The organism is Actinomyces sp. oral taxon 170 str. F0386, from assembly GCF_000195595.1.
Taxonomy (GTDB): domain Bacteria; phylum Actinomycetota; class Actinomycetes; order Actinomycetales; family Actinomycetaceae; genus Actinomyces.
Window position 1 is genome coordinate 209,323 of sequence record NZ_GL882511.1, and the last position, 15,914, is coordinate 225,236.

The following is a 15,914-nucleotide window of genomic DNA, read 5'->3' on the forward strand; positions in this document are numbered from 1 at the left end:
GCAGACACCGGCGGAGGAATCATCGGAGTCCACCGCTCAGAAGCACTCTGATGTCGACCATGACAAGAATGCGGTTGATGACCGGAGTCTTGGTGCGAGGATGTCGGCTCGGATTCTGGCTCTTCCTCAGGCGCAGTGGGCGGCACTGAGCGGGCTGTTCGCGCTCATCTCAGGGGTCCTCACGTACCGGTTCATGGTGCGACACCTGCCTCTGTCCATCGTCGACGAGTTCCAGTACATCGACGCCGTTAACAAGGCTCAGCGCTGGGACGTGGTCCTCACTGGGGACAAGACGGACCAGTACGCCCGGGTCCTGGCAGCGTGCAGAGGAGTGGGGTTCGACAACCCGAGCACAGTCATACACCAGGGGGTCTGTGCGCCCTACGTCCCAGACTCCGACACCTTCATCTACGGCTACACCTCGGCCGACATTCACTCACCGGCCTACTTCTTCCTCACTGGGTGGATGTCCTGGCCCCTGCAGCGCTTCCTCCACATGGAGCTCATCACCGCTGCTCGGCTCACCGGAGCCGTGTGGCTGTGGCTCGGCATGGTGGCCCTGGCCTGGATGCTGCGCCGGCTCGGAGCCCGGTGGGGCGTGGCGGTGGCGCTGCCGATCGCCGTCGCTTCCATGCCCGGGTTCCGTCTGACGAATGCCTATGTCACCCCTGATGCGCTCAACCTCCTGGCGGGGACCCTCATCATTGCCTCCATGGTGCTCTACGTGCGGGGGGAGTGGAGTGTCTGGCCCTTCATCGGGATATCGATCGTCTTCTCCTTCGTGAAGTTCCAGAACGTGTTCTGCGTGGTGGCGGCGCTGGTGTTCCTCGCCTGGTACGTGATCACTGTCCTCATACGGCGTCGGTTGAAGCGTCTTGGTGATGATGAGACGGCCGACGGCGAGAGCCGTCTGCGCCTGCCGCGCCTGTGGGAGGGGATCGCCCTGGTGGTCCTGCCTCTGGCCGGCTCCTCGATCTGGATGGTGGTCCGCGCTCATACGGTCGCGGCGGTCGTCGACCGCCCGCCGCTGGACCCGCCGGCGAACCTCGACGGGCTGACGGTCTTCTCCTCCCTGGACGACGCCTACCAGCTGGTCTTCGCCGGCACCGGGTGGTCCGGGGTGACCTCTCCCTGGTCCATCTTCCCCAACGTGCTCGTCGCCATCCTCGTAGCCGGCGCCATGGCCACCGCCATGTTCGACGTCAAGGCGACCGTCATCGAGCGGGCCTTCGCGCGCTCAGCACTGCTGTCCTGCACCGCCGTCGGCCCGATGACGATCCTGCTCTTCGCCATCGCCTTCGGTGCCAGCACCGGGGTCCTCAACCGCTACGTCATGGTGCTCATCCCGGTGCTCGCGGTCCCTCTGTGCGGTCGGCTCACTGGGAAAGCGGCTCAGGGGCTCCTCGTCGTCTTCGCGCTCGGTGCCCTCTACTACGCCGCTCACTTCACCTACATCAACTGAGGCTGGCAATGGCCTGCTCGTGTAGGCTTCACCGACGGAGCACAGTGGGACTTCGGCGAGATGACGCCAAGTGGGAAGGGAGAATCGGCTAGTGAACGACACCACGCCTCTGAGGGAGAAAGAGGAGACGTCCCTTCTGGAAGCTGGGAACGCAGACCGTCAGCCGCGCGGCCGTGTTCTCGTCACCGGCGCCAACGGCCAGTTGGGGCGGGCGCTCATGACCCTGCTGCCGCAGGTCGGGTTCGTGCCCACTGGCGTCGATCTGCCGGAGGTGGACATCTCGGACGCGGCCGCCATGTCCGCCTGGGACTGGTCGAGCTACGACGTCGTCATCAACGCCGCCGCCTGGACCAACGTGGACGGGGCGGAGACCCCTGAGGGGCGTCGCCTGTCCTGGCGGGCCAACACGGTCGGACCGGTCAACCTGGCGCGGGCCGCCGTCCAGCACGGTCTGACCCTGGTGCACCTGTCCACCGAGTACACCTTCGACGGCGCCATACCGGTCCACTCCGAGGCGGAGACCCCCTCACCGCTGGGCGTCTACGGTCAGTCCAAGGCCGCCGGCGACGCCGCCGTCAGCGTCTGCCCGCGCCACTACCTGGTGCGCACCTCCTGGGTGGTGGGTGACGGCAAGAACTTCGTCAAGACGATGCTCTCCCTGGCCGAGCGCGGCATCGCCCCGACCGTCGTGGCCGACCAGACCGGCCGACTCACCTTCGCCTCCGACCTGGCCGCTGGCATCATTCACCTGCTCACCTCGGGAGCCGAGTTCGGCACCTACAACCTCTCCGGCGGGGGGCCGGTCGTCTCCTGGGCCGACGTCGCCAAGCGCGTCTACGAGCGAGCCGGCCACAGCCCCGACGAGGTCACACCCGTCACCACCGAGGAGTACTACGCCGGTCAGGAGGGAATCGCGCCGCGGCCGTTGAGCTCCGTCCTGGACCTCGCCAAGATCAAGGCCACAGGCTTCACTCCCACCGACTCCATGGAGCGGCTCGAGGACTACCTCAGCAGACTTCTGGCGTAGGCAACTGGCCGGAACCGGATGCGAATCGGCGGCGGACCGGCCGCGTATAGTTGCCTCAGTCCGTAGGCGTGAGGAGTGTCAGTAGTTTCATGGCCACTGTTCAGCACGATTCCCTGGCGATCATGCCGGCCTGGAACGAGGCGGCCGTCATCGGCCCCGTCATCGAGGAGGTTCGGCGCGTTGCGGGGGACAAGGTCGACGTCCTCGTCGTCTCCGACGGCTCCACGGACGCCACCGCCCAGATCGCGCACGATGCCGGCGCGGCCGTTCTCGACCTGCCCCTGAACCTCGGGGTCGGGGGAGCGATGCGCGCCGGCTACCTCTACGCCGAGCGCCACGGCTACCGCCGTGCCATCCAGCTCGACGCCGACGGACAGCACGATCCCACCGAGATCGACACCCTCTTCGCCGCGGCCGAGGCCGAGGACGCGGACCTGGTCATCGGTGCCCGCTTCGCGGGCAAGGGCGACTACAAGGTGCGAGGCCCCCGTCAGTGGGCCATGAAGCTTCTCTCCGTCATCCTCTCGCGAGTCTGCGGCACCCGGCTGACGGACACCACCTCCGGCTTCAAGCTCGCCAACCGGCGCACGATCCAGCTCTTCGCCCACGAGTACCCGGCCGAGTACCTCGGCGACACCATCGAGGCCCTGGTCATCGCCAAGCGCTCCGGGCTGCGCATCCGACAGGCCGCCGTCGTCATGCGTCCGCGTGCCGGCGGGACTCCGTCCCACAGCCCGCTCAAGGCAGCGCGGTTCCTCATCAGGGCCTTCCTCGCCCTGGGGGTGGCGCTGAGCCGGCCGAGCTCGCAGTTCAAGACGACAGAGGTCAGGGAGGTTCAAGGGTGACCAGTACCTACTGGCTGGGAGTCATCTTCGCCTTCATCGTCCTGTTCGGCATCTTTGTCAGGATGCGCAACCAGGGGATGAAGGAGCGTTACGCCACCTGGTGGCTGGTCATCGCGATCGCTGTGGCGGTCATCTCGATCTTCCCCCGCGTCCTGGAAGGGGCGGCCCACCTCGTGGGCGTCAAGGTCCCGTTGAACCTCGCCTTCTTCCTCGCCGGGGTGATCATGCTCCTGCTCTCACTCCGATTCAGCGTTGACCTGTCACAGTCCGACGAGGAGCGGCGCCGTCTCGCCGAGGAGATCGCCTTCCTGCGAGCAGAGATCGACTCGCTGAAGTCCGAGTCCACCACTCGGCCTGCGGACTCCTCGACCGATCCTGCTTAATCAGGATCGGCGTTAGATTGGTGTTCTCTGTATGGCACAATCGCCTGCGGGTTCCTCGGATGGCCGACGTAACCATGGCTGAGAGACGATAGGAGTGTCAGACCGTGTCTGAAGCGCTGTTGGACGACCCGGAGCTGCTGAGGCGTATTCATGCCCTGCTCCTGAAGATGCTCAAGGACTTCGACGACACCTGCCGCCGCCTCGACATCCCCTACTCCGTCTACGGCGGCACTATGATCGGGGCGATCCGTCACCAGGGCTTCATCCCCTGGGACGACGACGTCGACGTGCTCATGACACGTGCTGACTACGAGCGATTCCTCGCCGAGGCCCCCTCCGCCCTGCCGGACGGCTATCAGATCGACAACACCCGAACCCGCCCCGAGTACCCCTTCATGTTCACCAAGCTCGGCCTGAAGGGAACGCTCCTGGTACCCGAGTTCGGCAAGGACTCGGCCTACCGGATGCCGATCTCCCTGGACATCCTGCCGGTGGACAACGTGCCCGACGACGCCCGCGCGTTCCGCAGGATGAGCCGTAAGACCTGGTTGTGGGGCCGTCTCCTCTACCTCCAGGGCACGCCCACCCCCTACCTCATCGGCATCACCGGGGCCAAGCGCATGGCGATCCACACGATCACCTCGGCGATCCATGTGGGACTGCGCCTCATGCGCGCCACCCCGCGCTCCCTTCAGGGGCGCTGGGAGAAGGCAGCCCGCACCTATGAGCACGCCACCACCAAGCGGATGGCCGACTTCTCCATGCGGGACCCGGAGAACTGGACCGTCACCATGGACGACCTCTATCCGCCCCTCGAGCTGCCCTTCGAGAACATCACCGTCAAGGTCGCCCGTAGCTACGACGCCATGATGCGCCGCTCCTACGGCGACTACATGGAGCTGCCGCCCCTGGAGAAGCGCCGCAACCACAAGCCCTGCGAGATCGACTTCGGTCCGTACGCCGACGTCGCTGAATCGGCCCCTGAGGCTGCCTCTGAGGCGGGCACAGAGCCTGCCTCGGACGATGTCGCGGCCGACTGAGGGCTGTCACGCATGCCTCGAACAGAGGAGGGCAAGGCCTCCCAGGTCGGCCGCGACTACTTCTGGAACACCGCCGCCTCCGTCATGATGTCGCTGGCGACAGTTATTCTGACGGTGGTCGTCACGCGCTCCGCCGGGCTCGCCGCGGGCGGAGTCTTCGGACTGGCCTACCAGGCCGGGCAGCAGTTCCAGCCCCTGGGCATGTACGAGGTCAGGCCGTACCAGGTCACCGACTTAGAGCATCGCTTCAGCTTCGGCACCTACCTGGCCACCAGGATCGTCACAGTGGGGCTCATGATCCTGGGCGTCGTCGGCTACGCGGTGCTCTTCGGCGACGGGCCCGGGGACATGCTGCTCATCATCCTTATCGCCTCCCTCCGCCTCTTCGACGCTTTCGAGGATGTCTACGTCTGCGAGTTCCAGCGGGTGGGCCGTCTCGACATCGGGGGACAGTCCTGGTTCTGGCGCTCGTTGACGACGGCAGCTGCGTTCTCCGGCATGCTCATCGCCACCGGTGAGCTTCTGAGCTCGACGGTCGTCACGCTGGCCGTCTCCCTGGTCGCCACGGTGCTCCTCTACGTGCCTCGGGCACGCGGTCTCTTCCCGCAGCGGCCCGTGTGGGAGTCTCGGCTGATCAAGGAGCTGCTGATCATCTGCCTGCCCCTGTGCCTGGCATCCTTCATCTCCATGTACTTGGCGAGTGCGCCGAGATTCTCCATCAAGCACTATCTCGACTCCACCCAACAGGGATATTTCACGATCCTGTTCATGCCTGCCATGGCGATCAACCTGCTCTCCATCATGGTCTTTCGCCCCCTGCTCACCTCCATGGCGAGTCTGTGGGTCGGCGCCGACCTGCCCGGTTTCAACCGGCTCATCCGGCGCGGGCTGCTGGTGACCGTCGGGGCGTTCGTCGTCGTCGGAGCGGTCACCTTCCTGGCAGGTGCTCCGATACTGGGGCTCGTCTACGGCACGGACATCTCCATGTTCCGCGCCGAGCTCATGGTTCTGGTCCTCGGCGGGGCCATGAATGCCGCAAGCGTCGTCCTCTACTACGCCCTGACCACGATGCGGCTTCAGAAGCTCGCCTTCGTGGGATACGCCCTCGCGGCCGTGGCGATGACGCTGATGTTCGTCCTCCTCGTCCCCTCACAAGGCCTCCTGGGCGTCTCCATCGCCTATACCTGCGGAATGGGCGTCCTGGTTCTCCTCTTCGGCCTGTTCCAGCAGCGCGCCGTCGCAACACATAGCGGCGAAGGACACTCGTGACCGAGAGGTGACGGTGGGGCGGCTCCGATAGGCTGACGCGCATGCCATCGACCCGTTCAGCAGGCTTGTTCTCTCCCCGCGACCTCGGGTCCCGCGACAACGCCCTCAATCTGCTCCGCCTCCTCCTGGCCTTCCTCGTCTTCTACTCCCACGCGGACATCCTCGCCGGAACCGGAAACGGGTACGAGGTGGCCGGGCAGCACCTGGGCAGCTGGGGCGTCGTCGGCTTCTTCGCCATCTCCGGCTTCCTCATCACGGGCTCACGCATGCGTGCCGACGCCGGTCCCTACCTCATCAACCGGGTCACCCGCATCTTCCCCGGATTCCTGTTCTCCCTCGTCTTCGTCGCCTTCGTCATGGCTCCAGCGGCGCACCTCATCGAGAAGGGAACGCTCGACGGCCTCTTCGGAGCGGCGCCCACGCCGGGCAGCTACGTCTACTCCAACATCCTGCTGCACATCTCCACCTACAAAATCGGTACGACGCTGGCCACCGTGCCCTACCCCGGAGCCTGGAACGGTTCCCTGTGGAGCCTCTACTACGAGTTCTGGTGCTACATCATCATCGGCGTCTTCCTGTCCTGGAGGTTCATCCGCTCCCACGTGTGGCCCACGGCGCTGCTGTTCCTGGTCAGTGTCGCCATGCACGCCGGCATCGACCGGATCGCCCCCTACGTCGACAACAACGGTGAGTTCGCCCTGCTGATCTTCATGCTGCCCTACTTCCTGGGCGGAGCGCTCATGTACCAGCTGCGCGAGCGCCTTCCCATGAGGCCATGGACCGCGCTCATCGCGACCGCCGGCTCCGTGGCACTCATCCTGGCGCTACCGGGCTTCGGCGCCCAGCTGGCCTCGCCGTTCATCGCCTACGTCGTCCTGTGGCTCGGAGCGGTCCTGCCCTCACCGGAGATCATCAAGGTCCACGACATCTCCTACGGCGTCTACATCTATCATTTCCCGGTCCTCCAGCTCCTCATCCTGCTGGGGATGCACCGTCACGGTCTGCCGCTCCTGCTACTGGTCGCCGGCGTCGTCACCATCATCCTGTCCATCGCCAGCTGGCTGGGTATCGAGCGTGCCGCCATGCGCTGGTCGCGGGGGCGGCGACCCTGGGGCGACCTGCGCCAGCAGGCCCGCTGAGCCCGTCCTCCGTCATCGAGCCGGTCATGACTCGCGTAGCCCGACAGAAAAACCGTTGGGGTACGCGAAGGATGTCGGGCTCGGCGGTGGTGGGGCTAGCGAGCCAGGACGTGAGTGGTCAGGGTGCGCACCGCCGTCGAGTCCTGACGGCGTAGCGCCGTCGGCAGGAGCGACAGGGCATGGGCCCGCGAGATCGTGTGCCGCCTGGCCGCGCGCGCGGCACGGTGCCAGCCGTTACGTCGCATGAGGCGGGCGGCCAGGGCGAAGTAGGTGCGCTCACCGGCGAAGCGGCGGCCATCGAACAGCGACGTCGAGGAGGCCGACTCCTCGTGACGCCGGTAGGAGAAGCACACGTGCGGATCGAGCAGGAGGCAGCCACCTGCTGCGATGATGTCGATGACCAGGGCCAGGTCCTGGATGATGGGGAAGCCAGGGCGGAAGGGTGTGGAGACGAGTGCCTCACGGCGGAAGGTCAGTGAGGGCCAGTAGAGCCAGTCGGCCCTGAGCAGGGACGTGGCCAGCTCCTCACCACTGAGCAGGAGGGGCTGGCGCGTGCGCGGCATGACCACGCGCTTGATGGAATCAGTCAGGGTGCTGACATCGTGCCCCTGGGAATCGATGGGCTGGACCCCGGGCTGGAAGATGTCCGCCTGCGGGAACTTCTCGTGAAGGGTCAAGACACGTGCCACGTAGTCGGGTCGCATGATGTCGTCGCAACCCAGGAGCATCACCAGGTCCGCCGAGGCCATCTCGATGCAGCGCTCGTAGTTCGCAGTGATGCCGAGGTTCTCCTCGTTGCGGACGTAAGTCACCTGGGGGTGGTCCAGGTGCTCGAAGTACTTCGGGACCCCGGGATCCGGGTAGCAGTCGTCGACGACGGTCAGGTGCCAGCGCGCATCGGTCTGGCTCAGGACGGCCTCAACCGTCTCATACAGGTACCGGGGCTCGCCCCAGAACGGGATCATGATGTCGAGCATGAGTCTCCTGGTCACTGATGGTCACCGACCACACGCCACGTGCGGTGGGTCAGCAGTCTAACCCTGCGTGAAGATCTCCGGCGCCGCATCCTCACCGTCCTCGTACCAGGACAGCAGGGCGTCGACATAGTCGGTGACGTGGCGGTAGTAGGTGAAGACGTCCTGGCCGGCGTCGTCGCCCTCGGCCTCCTTGGCCAGGGCCCACACATACCAGCACCAGCCTGCGAAGACCACGTAGGACCAGAAGTGGCGGCGCTCGTGGGTGGTGGGGGTGCGATCGAAGTAGTAGCCGATCGCCTCGTCGGCGCGCTCGACGCTCATCCGCGTGCAGACCACCAGAGTCCCGAAATCGCTGGCGACGTCGGACATGCCGGCGTACTCCCAGTCGATGAGGTCGATGTGTCCGTCGGCGGCCACAAGGAAGTTCGGCGGGAAGAAGTCGTTGTGGCTGGGGACCCGCTCGAAGCCATCGGCGTCGGTGTGCACCTTGAGACGCATCACCTTGGTGCGCAGTTCGACGTAGTCGGGCAGATCGATGGGGTGGTGACGCTCGACCAGCCGCTCGTAGTGCAGGGCCTCCTGGATGTAGTCGAAGTCCCGCTCAAGCCTCCTGCCGGAGGTGTGCAGGCTGCGGGCCATGCGCATGGCCTGCCGGAGCTCGTCGGCGTTGGTGATGTCCAGGTTGCGGGCCTCGGGCACGAATCGGGCGATCTTCCAGCCCCGGGCGTCGTCGTCGGCCACGAAGGTCGTGTCCAGGCCGAGCTCGCGGGCCAGGCGCAGCCCGGCGGCCTCGGCGTGACGGTCGACGATCTCCTCGGTGCCCACGCCAGGGTGGCGGTAGACGTACTCCTTGCCGTCCACGGTGAAGTGGCACGACAGGTTCGTCAGCCCCTGCTTGAGCGGGTAGAAGCCCGAGATGTCCGTCTTGCGGCAACCCAGCGCCTCCGAGATGTGGTCGAAGACCTCGGAGTCCACGTTCTCGATGAACTTGGGGTCGAAGGAGCGGATCTCGTCGACCGAGTCGAACTCGTTGATCATGCCCTCGGGGTAGCGGCGCATGACCATGTCGAGCTCCTTGACGTGCTCGATGTAGATCGCCTCCCACAGCTTGGGAGCCGTCTCGGGCAGGTGGTAGACCGCCTCGAGGATGCGCCGGAAGGCGGCGGAGAAGGTCCGGTCGAAGTAGACGTGGCCCAGCATGATCCAGGCGTCGGCGCCCCCGACCTCGATGTCCGTGATCCGATCGCCCGGGCCGGTGGTGATGCACCACTCCTCGGTGGGGCCCTCGACGTACTGGGCCGAGTAGTAGGCCTTGTAGACGTGCGACTCGAAGGGGTTGTCCGTGAAGTAGTCGTCGGAGGAGCAGATGAAGGTGTTCGCCAGGATGTCTCGCACCAGCCACAGGGAGCCGTTGTTGTTGCGTGAGACGTAGTCGTCGTTGACGACGATCTTCACGCCGAACTGCTCGGCCAGGTAGAAGAAGTACTCCTTCTTGTAGCCGACGACGATCGTCACGTCCGTGATGCCGGCCTCGTGCAGCTGGCGGATCTGTCGCTCGACCAGGACCTCCCCGCGCACGCGCAGCATCCCTTTGGGGCGCTCGTAGGAGATCGGCGCGAAGCGCTGGGACAGGCCGGCCGCCATGATGACGGCGTTGCCCACCCGGTAGGGCTCCAGGGCCGCCCGGCCCGCCTCGGTCAGGTGGCGCTCCTGAATGTAGCCGGCCGCCTCGCACTCGCGCACGGCGGCGTTGACCCGCCCCAGGGACATGCCGGTGGACTCCTGGATCTGGCGCTGGGTGAGGGCATCGCCCGTCCGCAGGAGGGCGTAGAGCACATCGAACTGCGACTGCGACAGGGACTGTGTCTGGGGATCTGCCATCGGTTCCACCATCCGTTCAGTAAAACAGAAATTGCTACCTTGTTCGAAGGTAACAGATCGGACAGGGAAACTGAACTGTTGAGATGGGCTTGTGGCACACGTGGGCGGGTGGCGTCGATTCGCGCCACCCGCCCACGCGGCATCAGAGCTGCTGCGCCTGCCCGGTGCGCCGTCTCAGGCCTGCTGGTGCTCCAGCAGGCCCAGCAGGTAGGCGCCGTAGCCGGACTTGACCAGCGGCTCGGCGCGTTGGCGCAGGCCGTCGTCGTCGATGAAGCCCATGCGCCAGGCGACCTCCTCGGGGGCGCCGATGTTGAGGCCCTGACGGTGCTGGACGGTGCGGATGAAGCTGGTGGCGTCGGCCAGCGAGTCGAAGGTGCCGGTGTCGAGCCAGGCGGTGCCGCGGGGGAGGACCTCAACAGTGAGCCTGCCGGCCTCCAGGTAGGTGCGGTTGACGTCGGTGATCTCGTACTCGCCGCGGGCGGAGGGCTTGAGGTTCCTCGCGATCTCGACGACGTCGTTGTCGTAGAAGTACAGGCCGGGCACGGCGTAGGTGGAGCGGGGGTGGGCCGGCTTCTCCTCGATGGAGATGGCCTTGAAGCTCTCGTCGAACTCGACGACGCCGTAGGCGGTGGGGTCGGCGACCTGGTAGGCGTAGACGACGCCGCCGTCGGGGCTGGTGTGGCGGCGCAGCTGGGTGCCCATGCCGGGGCCGTAGAAGATGTTGTCGCCCAGAACCAGGGCGGCGCTGTCGTCGCCGATGAAGTCGGCGCCCAGGACGAAGGCCTGCGCCAGGCCGTTGGGCTCCTGCTGGACGGTGTAGGACAGGTTGACGCCGAGCTGGGAGCCGTCACCCAGGAGGCGGTGGAAGGAGGGGGCGTCGTGGGGGGTGGTGATGATGAGGACGTCCTGGATCCCGGCGAGCATGAGGGTGCTCAGCGGGTAGTAGATCATCGGCTTGTCGTAGACGGGCACCAGCTGCTTGGAGGTCCCCAGGGTGATCGGGTTGAGTCGTGTGCCGGAGCCTCCGGCCAGAATGATTCCTCGCATGCTCCAAGCATGGCCCATTCCGGCCCCGAATGACGTCAGGATCGGCTGATTCGGGGGAGCATGTCCGTGGTGCGCGGCACGTTCGGCTCGTGCGGTCCCGTCGCTGAGGTGCTGGTGCGGCGGCGCCGATAGACTTCCCCGATGGAGCGTCGCCGGTGAGGCGGCGTCGACGGTGATGACGACGTACACAGAAGGAGCCATCCATGGGGCAGATCGAGCTGGGCAAGCCGCTCGCCATCGAGACGACACCGATTCCGGGTTTCCTGCGCATTGACCTGACCGTTCACGGGGACAACCGCGGCTGGTTCAAGGAGAACTGGCAGCGGGAGAAGATGCTGGCTCTGGGGCTGCCCGACTTCGGGCCGGTGCAGAACAACATCTCCTTCAACAACGAGGTGGGGGTGACCCGCGGCATCCACGCCGAGCCCTGGGACAAGTTCGTCTCGGTGGCCACCGGCCGCGTGTTCGGCGCCTGGGTGGACCTGCGCGAGGGGCCGTCCTTCGGGACGGTGTACACCTGCGAGATCGACCCGTCGGTGGCCGTGTTCGTGCCCCGGGGCGTGGGCAACGCCTACCAGACGCTGGAGCCCAACACCGCCTACACCTACCTGGTCAACGACCACTGGTCGCCTGACGCCCAGTACACCTTCCTCAATCTGGCCGACGAGACGGCGAACGTCTCCTGGCCGATCCCGTTGGCCGAGGCGATCCTGTCCGACAAGGACAAGGCTCACCCGCGCCTGGCCGACGTCGCTCCCTTCCCGTCCCCGGAGGCGGGCAGCTAGAACAGACCAGAGACAGGCCGGATCCTGATCGAGACCCGTCCAGGGCCCGGCCTGAAGCAGGTCTGAGACACCTCCGAGCGCTGATCCCGACGGCGCCGCAAGCCCCACCAGGCTCGCGGCGCCGTCGTTGCGTGCTGCCATCGGCCTTCGTGGCGGTGCCGGTCTGGCTCCACCCAGCCCTGCCCTGAGTCGCATCGTCAGACATCCTGCGTCCTGGGCGCGGTGAACTGCTTTATTCTCGGGGAAATCATGCAGTAGTGAAAACTTTGATAGATGTAAGGATCACAACATAAAGTTGATGCGATATTCCGGTCGATAAGTGGCCTTCATAAGTGAAATACTCCCGGTCATCCGGTCCGGGACCCGGGTTCTTCGAGCCTTCTTCTGGATTTTGTTCAGGTCTCGGCCCGGTGTGCGACGGCCCTCTGTGCGCCCTCCCCGACGCCCACTCAGGCCCGGCTGCTCGGCCGGTGCCTTCCCCACGGCTGGAAGAGAACCCCTCACTATGGATACGGATACGGCGTCACCGTCCTGGGGCACGACCCGGGTGGCTCAGGTACTCATCGCCCTGTGGTCGGTGGTGACAGTGGTGTGGGCTCTCCTCGACGCCGCCCTCCAACCGGAGCCACACATCGACTTCCTCGTCTATCGGGTCGGAGCCCAGCACCTCCTGACCGGTCAGCCGCTCTACGCCGGCCCCCTCGATACCGGGGTCCCCGGCTTCCTCATGTACTTCACCTACCCGCCCTTCGGCGCGGCTCTGCTCTCCGGCTCCGCCCTGGGCAGTCCGGCTCTGGCCGCCGCCGTCCACACCGTGGCCTCCCTGGTGGCGCTCTTCCTCCTGTCCTGGATCGTCGTGCGTCGCTGCGGCGGCGGGATCTGGACCGCTCTGGCGGCCGCCAACGCGATGAGTCTGCTCATGCCCGTGATCTCGCACCTGACGTGGGGCCAGGTCGGGCTCTTCCTCATCGCCCTGCTGACTGCCGACTGGCTTCCCCGCCGGACCCCCTGGCCGCGTGGTCTGCTGACCGGCGTCGCCATCGCCATCAAGCTCACCCCCGCGGTCTTCCTGCTGCTGCCACTGCTCCGGCGCGACTGGCGGGCTCTACTCGTCTCACTGGCCAGCGCCGCCTCCTGCACCGGTATCGGATTCCTCATCGCCCCCAGGGAGTCGCTGACCTTCTGGGGCTCGGCCATGTGGGACTCCACCCGGGTGGCCTCCACCTGGTGGGACACCGAGAACCAGTCGCTGCGCGGACTGCTCTCCCGGATACTGCCGGCCTCCCAGTCATCGATCGTCTGGCTGGTACTGGCCGTCGGTGTCGTCATCGTCATCGCCGGGCAGACCGCGCGCCTGACCCACCGCGGCGACGACCTGCTCGCCTTCAGCGTCATGGGCCTCATCGCCCCCGTCGTCTCGCCGGTGGCGTGGGTGCACCACTGGGTCTTCGCCCTCCCCCTCATCATGACTCTCACGTGGAGGGTCGTCGTCGGACTCGCATCCGGTGCGCGCAGCCCCGGGTGGGACCTCGAGTGCCTGGCGGCGGCGGGCAGCGTCGTCGTCATGATCATCGCCCCCGCGCACTTCCCCGACGACCTTGTGCGCTACGACTCGCCCCGGTGGAACCTGCTCGCAGTACTGGCCTCCGGTGCCTACGTCTACTGGACCGCCGCTGTACTGGTTGTCGTGACCCGGCTGAACGCGAACGCCGGTCAGGGCGGCAGGGGAGGCTCGCGATCTGGCGAGGGACGTCCGCTGGCCGGTGGCGCTGGATCGTCGCAGACAGGCCCGAGCCCTCTGCCTCGGCTGGAGCGGCCGCCCGTCCGCCAGCCCGTGGCCGCCGTCGTTCGGCGTACGGGCGGCCCACTGCGCAGAGGCAGGCTTCGCCGGGCCTCACGGGGGAGACCTCCCCGGTTGACGTCGCTGCGTACGCAGGCCGGTCCCGGTGCAGGTACGGTGAGGCGCTATGAGACGACTTGAGCCAGCGCGTCAGCAGTACGCCTGGGGGTCCACCGCCGCCATACCCGCGCTCCTGGGCGTGGCCGACGACGGTGCCCCCTGGGCCGAGGCCTGGTACGGCGCCCACCCGGCCGGGCCGGCTCAGGTCGCCGAAGGCGACGCCCTGTCCGCCCTCATCGACGCCGAGCCCGAGCGTCTCCTGGGCGAGGACATCATCTGGCGCTTCGGGCGCCGGCTACCCTTCCTCCTCAAGCTCATTGCGCCCGAGCGGCCCCTGTCCCTCCAGGTCCACCCCAGCCAGACACAGGCGGCCGAGGGCTACGCCCTGGAGGACGAGGCTGGTATCGCCCTGGACCACCCCTCCCGCAACTACAAGGACACCAACCACAAGCCGGAGATGGTCCTGGCCCTCACACGCTTCCAGGCCGTCGCCGGGTTCCGGGCCCCGCGCCGCGCCGTCGAGGTCCTCGCCGGGCTGGACAGCGCCCTGGCCCGACGGATGCGTCGCACTCTGCGCCTCAACCCCACCCGGTACGGCATCCGGCAGGTCTTCTCCGACGTCGTCTCGGCCGCCACCCGCCCGAGCCCGCAGGAGATCGACGAGCTCGTCACCGAGATCACGGCCCGCTTCGAGGCTGGTACCTCCCCCTCCCTGCGCGTGGACTCCAACGTCCTGAAGATGGCTGGCACCTTCCCCGGCGACCCGGGTATCGCCGCCGCGCTCCTGCTCAACCCCGTCACCCTCCAGCCGGGCGAGGCGATGTTCGTGCCCGCGGGCAGCATCCACGCCTACATCTCGGGTCTGGGGGTGGAGGTCATGGCCTCCTCGGACAACGTGCTGCGCGCCGGGCTGACGGCCAAGCACATCGACGTGCCCGAGATGTTGGCCTGCGTCGACTACGTGGCGGCGCCCCCGGTGCGGCCGGCGCCCGAGTACCTCTCGCGCGCCACTCGCGCCTACTACGCGCCGGTGGACGACTTCGAGCTCATGGTCACCACCGTGGTGGCCGCCGACGGACGTCTGCCGGTCCCTGGGCGCGGCCCGCGTATCCTTCTGGCCGTCGAAGGGGCCATGACCCTGGTGACTCAGGCCGGCTCGCAGACCCTCGCCCAGGGCGAGGCCGTGTTCGTCGGCGCCGACGAGCGAGGCCTGTCCGTTGAGGGGGAGGGGACTCTCATCCAGGCCGACGTTCCCTGACGGTGCGCCGGTGCTCAGTCGGTCCGCGGCTCGGTGATGCCCTCCTGACGGATCGCGGACGCGGCGACGTCGTCGCCCGCCTCGGGGGTGAGGACCACCGCCGTGCGCCCGGCGCGCCAGGCTACCAGCACCTCCTGGAGCGCCTGAGCGGTCCTGGAGCGTCGGACCAGGGTGGCCCGTACAGTCTGGCCCTCAGAGCCGGTGGCAGCGGCCTCGACCCGGGTGGCCAGCTCGCAGCGTGTCAGGGTGGTGGGCTCTGCGCCGTCTGACGCTCCGTCCTGCGCCCCGGCGGCAGTGAGGCCAGTGGCGAGGTCGGTGAGGCAGGGCATGTCGGTGGGGACGCCGACCGGTGTGAATCGGTCGGGGTAGGACATGAGGTCCGCGGCGCCGTCGAGCACGAGGGCGGGTAGCTCACCCGGCCAGCGCAGCGCCAGGGAGGCAGCCGGGATGAGCACCTGAACCTCTGCCGAGTCACACAGGTCCTCAGGTGTGAAGGCCACACTCAGCTCGGGGCTCAAGCCGGCGGTATCGATCTCCTCAGTACGTCCCAGGAGCACGGTCCGTCCCGCCAGCCACGCCCCGCAGGCCCATGCCACCGTCCGCCAGTGCGGTGGGAGCCCTACATGAACTCCGTCACCCTGGTCGGACTCCACTGTGATCAATCCCGCTATTTTTGCCAACCACATGGACAGAACGTGTCCGGTCAACTCGACTCGCTCATCAGTTCCATAACAATTCAGCCACGGTCTGTCGGCGTCGTGAGGGCCGGGAAACAGGGTTAGCAGGGGGTCGTGCATGGCTCCAGATTGAAGCAGATCTACTGACATTCAGGAATCTTTCTGGTAATGTCCAGCCGGTCGGGTCAATGTGAAATCGTGCGTCAGAGGCCCTGAAGTTTCCA

The 15,914-nt window shown here is 66.8% G+C and carries 14 protein-coding genes; 10 read left to right on the plus strand and 4 right to left on the minus strand.

Annotated elements, in window-relative coordinates; all coding sequences use genetic code 11:
• The first annotated feature begins 100 nt into the window (after positions 1-100).
• From HMPREF9056_RS01660 to HMPREF9056_RS01690, 7 genes are all read left to right on the plus strand, one after another.
• Positions 101-1,462 carry a glycosyltransferase family 39 protein gene (locus tag HMPREF9056_RS01660; protein WP_253269892.1) on the plus strand — a complete coding sequence of 454 codons (1,362 nt, stop codon included), beginning with the start codon at positions 101-103 and terminating at the stop codon, positions 1,460-1,462.
• A 91-nt stretch (positions 1,463-1,553) separates the two neighbouring features.
• The gene (locus HMPREF9056_RS01665; RefSeq protein WP_009402245.1) at positions 1,554-2,489 is read left to right on the plus strand and encodes an NAD(P)-dependent oxidoreductase; all 936 of its coding nucleotides are present in this window, start codon (positions 1,554-1,556) and stop codon (positions 2,487-2,489) included.
• Between the two features lie 89 nt (positions 2,490-2,578).
• Complete coding sequence (locus tag HMPREF9056_RS01670; protein ID WP_009402246.1) at positions 2,579-3,334, plus strand: glycosyltransferase family 2 protein; 756 nt, start codon at positions 2,579-2,581, stop codon at positions 3,332-3,334.
• A complete protein-coding gene (locus HMPREF9056_RS01675; RefSeq protein WP_009402247.1) occupies positions 3,331-3,717 on the plus strand; it encodes a DUF2304 domain-containing protein in 387 nt (128 codons plus the stop codon). The genes HMPREF9056_RS01670 and HMPREF9056_RS01675 overlap by 4 nt, the downstream gene beginning before the upstream one ends.
• Positions 3,718-3,821: 104 nt before the next feature.
• Positions 3,822-4,757 (plus strand): phosphorylcholine transferase LicD, encoded by a 936-nt coding sequence (locus HMPREF9056_RS01680; protein ID WP_034513309.1) that lies wholly within the window; start codon positions 3,822-3,824, stop codon positions 4,755-4,757.
• 12 nt (positions 4,758-4,769) lie between these two features.
• On the plus strand, positions 4,770-6,026 hold the full coding sequence (locus tag HMPREF9056_RS01685; RefSeq protein ID WP_009402249.1) for a lipopolysaccharide biosynthesis protein: 1,257 nt from the start codon (positions 4,770-4,772) through the stop codon (positions 6,024-6,026).
• Between the two features lie 41 nt (positions 6,027-6,067).
• Positions 6,068-7,165 (plus strand): acyltransferase, encoded by a 1,098-nt coding sequence (locus HMPREF9056_RS01690; RefSeq protein WP_050792964.1) that lies wholly within the window; start codon positions 6,068-6,070, stop codon positions 7,163-7,165.
• Positions 7,166-7,260: 95 nt separating this feature from the next.
• Here the strand turns inward: HMPREF9056_RS01690 and HMPREF9056_RS01695 are convergent, their stop codons facing one another.
• The 3 genes from HMPREF9056_RS01695 to rfbA all read right to left on the minus strand — a co-directional run bounded on the left by HMPREF9056_RS01695 (position 7,261) and on the right by rfbA (position 11,070).
• Positions 7,261-8,142 (minus strand): glycosyltransferase, encoded by an 882-nt coding sequence (locus HMPREF9056_RS01695; protein WP_009402251.1) that lies wholly within the window; start codon positions 8,140-8,142, stop codon positions 7,261-7,263.
• Between the two features lie 57 nt (positions 8,143-8,199).
• Entirely contained in the window at positions 8,200-10,023 is a 1,824-nt protein-coding gene (locus tag HMPREF9056_RS01700; RefSeq protein ID WP_034513311.1) for a phosphotransferase, read from the minus strand.
• A gap of 174 nt (positions 10,024-10,197) precedes the next feature.
• Complete coding sequence (gene rfbA / locus HMPREF9056_RS01705) at positions 10,198-11,070, minus strand: glucose-1-phosphate thymidylyltransferase RfbA (protein WP_009402253.1); 873 nt, start codon at positions 11,068-11,070, stop codon at positions 10,198-10,200.
• 203 nt (positions 11,071-11,273) lie between these two features.
• Here rfbA and HMPREF9056_RS01710 point away from each other — a divergent pair, with 203 nt between their 5' ends.
• The 3 genes from HMPREF9056_RS01710 (at position 11,274) to manA (ending at position 15,013) form a co-directional block, all read left to right on the plus strand.
• Positions 11,274-11,855, plus strand: a complete 582-nt coding sequence (locus HMPREF9056_RS01710) for a dTDP-4-dehydrorhamnose 3,5-epimerase family protein (protein WP_009402254.1) — start codon at positions 11,274-11,276, stop codon at positions 11,853-11,855.
• A gap of 505 nt (positions 11,856-12,360) precedes the next feature.
• Positions 12,361-13,836 carry a glycosyltransferase 87 family protein gene (locus tag HMPREF9056_RS01715; protein WP_009402255.1) on the plus strand — a complete coding sequence of 492 codons (1,476 nt, stop codon included), beginning with the start codon at positions 12,361-12,363 and terminating at the stop codon, positions 13,834-13,836.
• Positions 13,823-15,013: a mannose-6-phosphate isomerase, class I gene (gene manA, locus HMPREF9056_RS01720; RefSeq protein WP_009402256.1), complete on the plus strand. Its 1,191-nt coding sequence runs from the start codon at positions 13,823-13,825 to the stop codon at positions 15,011-15,013. Before HMPREF9056_RS01715 ends, manA begins: the two co-directional genes overlap by 14 nt.
• A 14-nt stretch (positions 15,014-15,027) precedes the next feature.
• On the opposite strand, the gene HMPREF9056_RS01725 is transcribed toward manA, so the two are convergent.
• A complete protein-coding gene (locus tag HMPREF9056_RS01725) occupies positions 15,028-15,840 on the minus strand; it encodes a TIGR03089 family protein (RefSeq protein ID WP_367379057.1) in 813 nt (270 codons plus the stop codon).
• Positions 15,841-15,914 lie beyond the last annotated feature (74 nt).

What these genes read in the sequence shown, in the direction of transcription:
- HMPREF9056_RS01660 (WP_253269892.1), top strand. Translation starts at nt 101, where the DNA reads ATGTCGGCTCGGATTCTGGCTCTTCCTCAGGCGCAGTGGGCGGCACTG.
- HMPREF9056_RS01670 (WP_009402246.1), top strand. Translation starts at nt 2,579, where the DNA reads ATGGCCACTGTTCAGCACGATTCCCTGGCGATCATGCCGGCCTGGAAC.
- HMPREF9056_RS01685 (WP_009402249.1), top strand. Translation starts at nt 4,770, where the DNA reads ATGCCTCGAACAGAGGAGGGCAAGGCCTCCCAGGTCGGCCGCGACTAC.
- HMPREF9056_RS01690 (WP_050792964.1), top strand. Translation starts at nt 6,068, where the DNA reads ATGCCATCGACCCGTTCAGCAGGCTTGTTCTCTCCCCGCGACCTCGGG.
- HMPREF9056_RS01695 (WP_009402251.1), bottom strand. Translation starts at nt 8,142, where the DNA reads ATGCTCGACATCATGATCCCGTTCTGGGGCGAGCCCCGGTACCTGTAT.
- HMPREF9056_RS01700 (WP_034513311.1), bottom strand. Translation starts at nt 10,023, where the DNA reads ATGGCAGATCCCCAGACACAGTCCCTGTCGCAGTCGCAGTTCGATGTG.
- rfbA (WP_009402253.1), bottom strand. Translation starts at nt 11,070, where the DNA reads ATGCGAGGAATCATTCTGGCCGGAGGCTCCGGCACACGACTCAACCCG.
- HMPREF9056_RS01710 (WP_009402254.1), top strand. Translation starts at nt 11,274, where the DNA reads ATGGGGCAGATCGAGCTGGGCAAGCCGCTCGCCATCGAGACGACACCG.
- HMPREF9056_RS01715 (WP_009402255.1), top strand. Translation starts at nt 12,361, where the DNA reads ATGGATACGGATACGGCGTCACCGTCCTGGGGCACGACCCGGGTGGCT.
- manA (WP_009402256.1), top strand. Translation starts at nt 13,823, where the DNA reads ATGAGACGACTTGAGCCAGCGCGTCAGCAGTACGCCTGGGGGTCCACC.
- HMPREF9056_RS01725 (WP_367379057.1), bottom strand. Translation starts at nt 15,840, where the DNA reads ATGTCAGTAGATCTGCTTCAATCTGGAGCCATGCACGACCCCCTGCTA.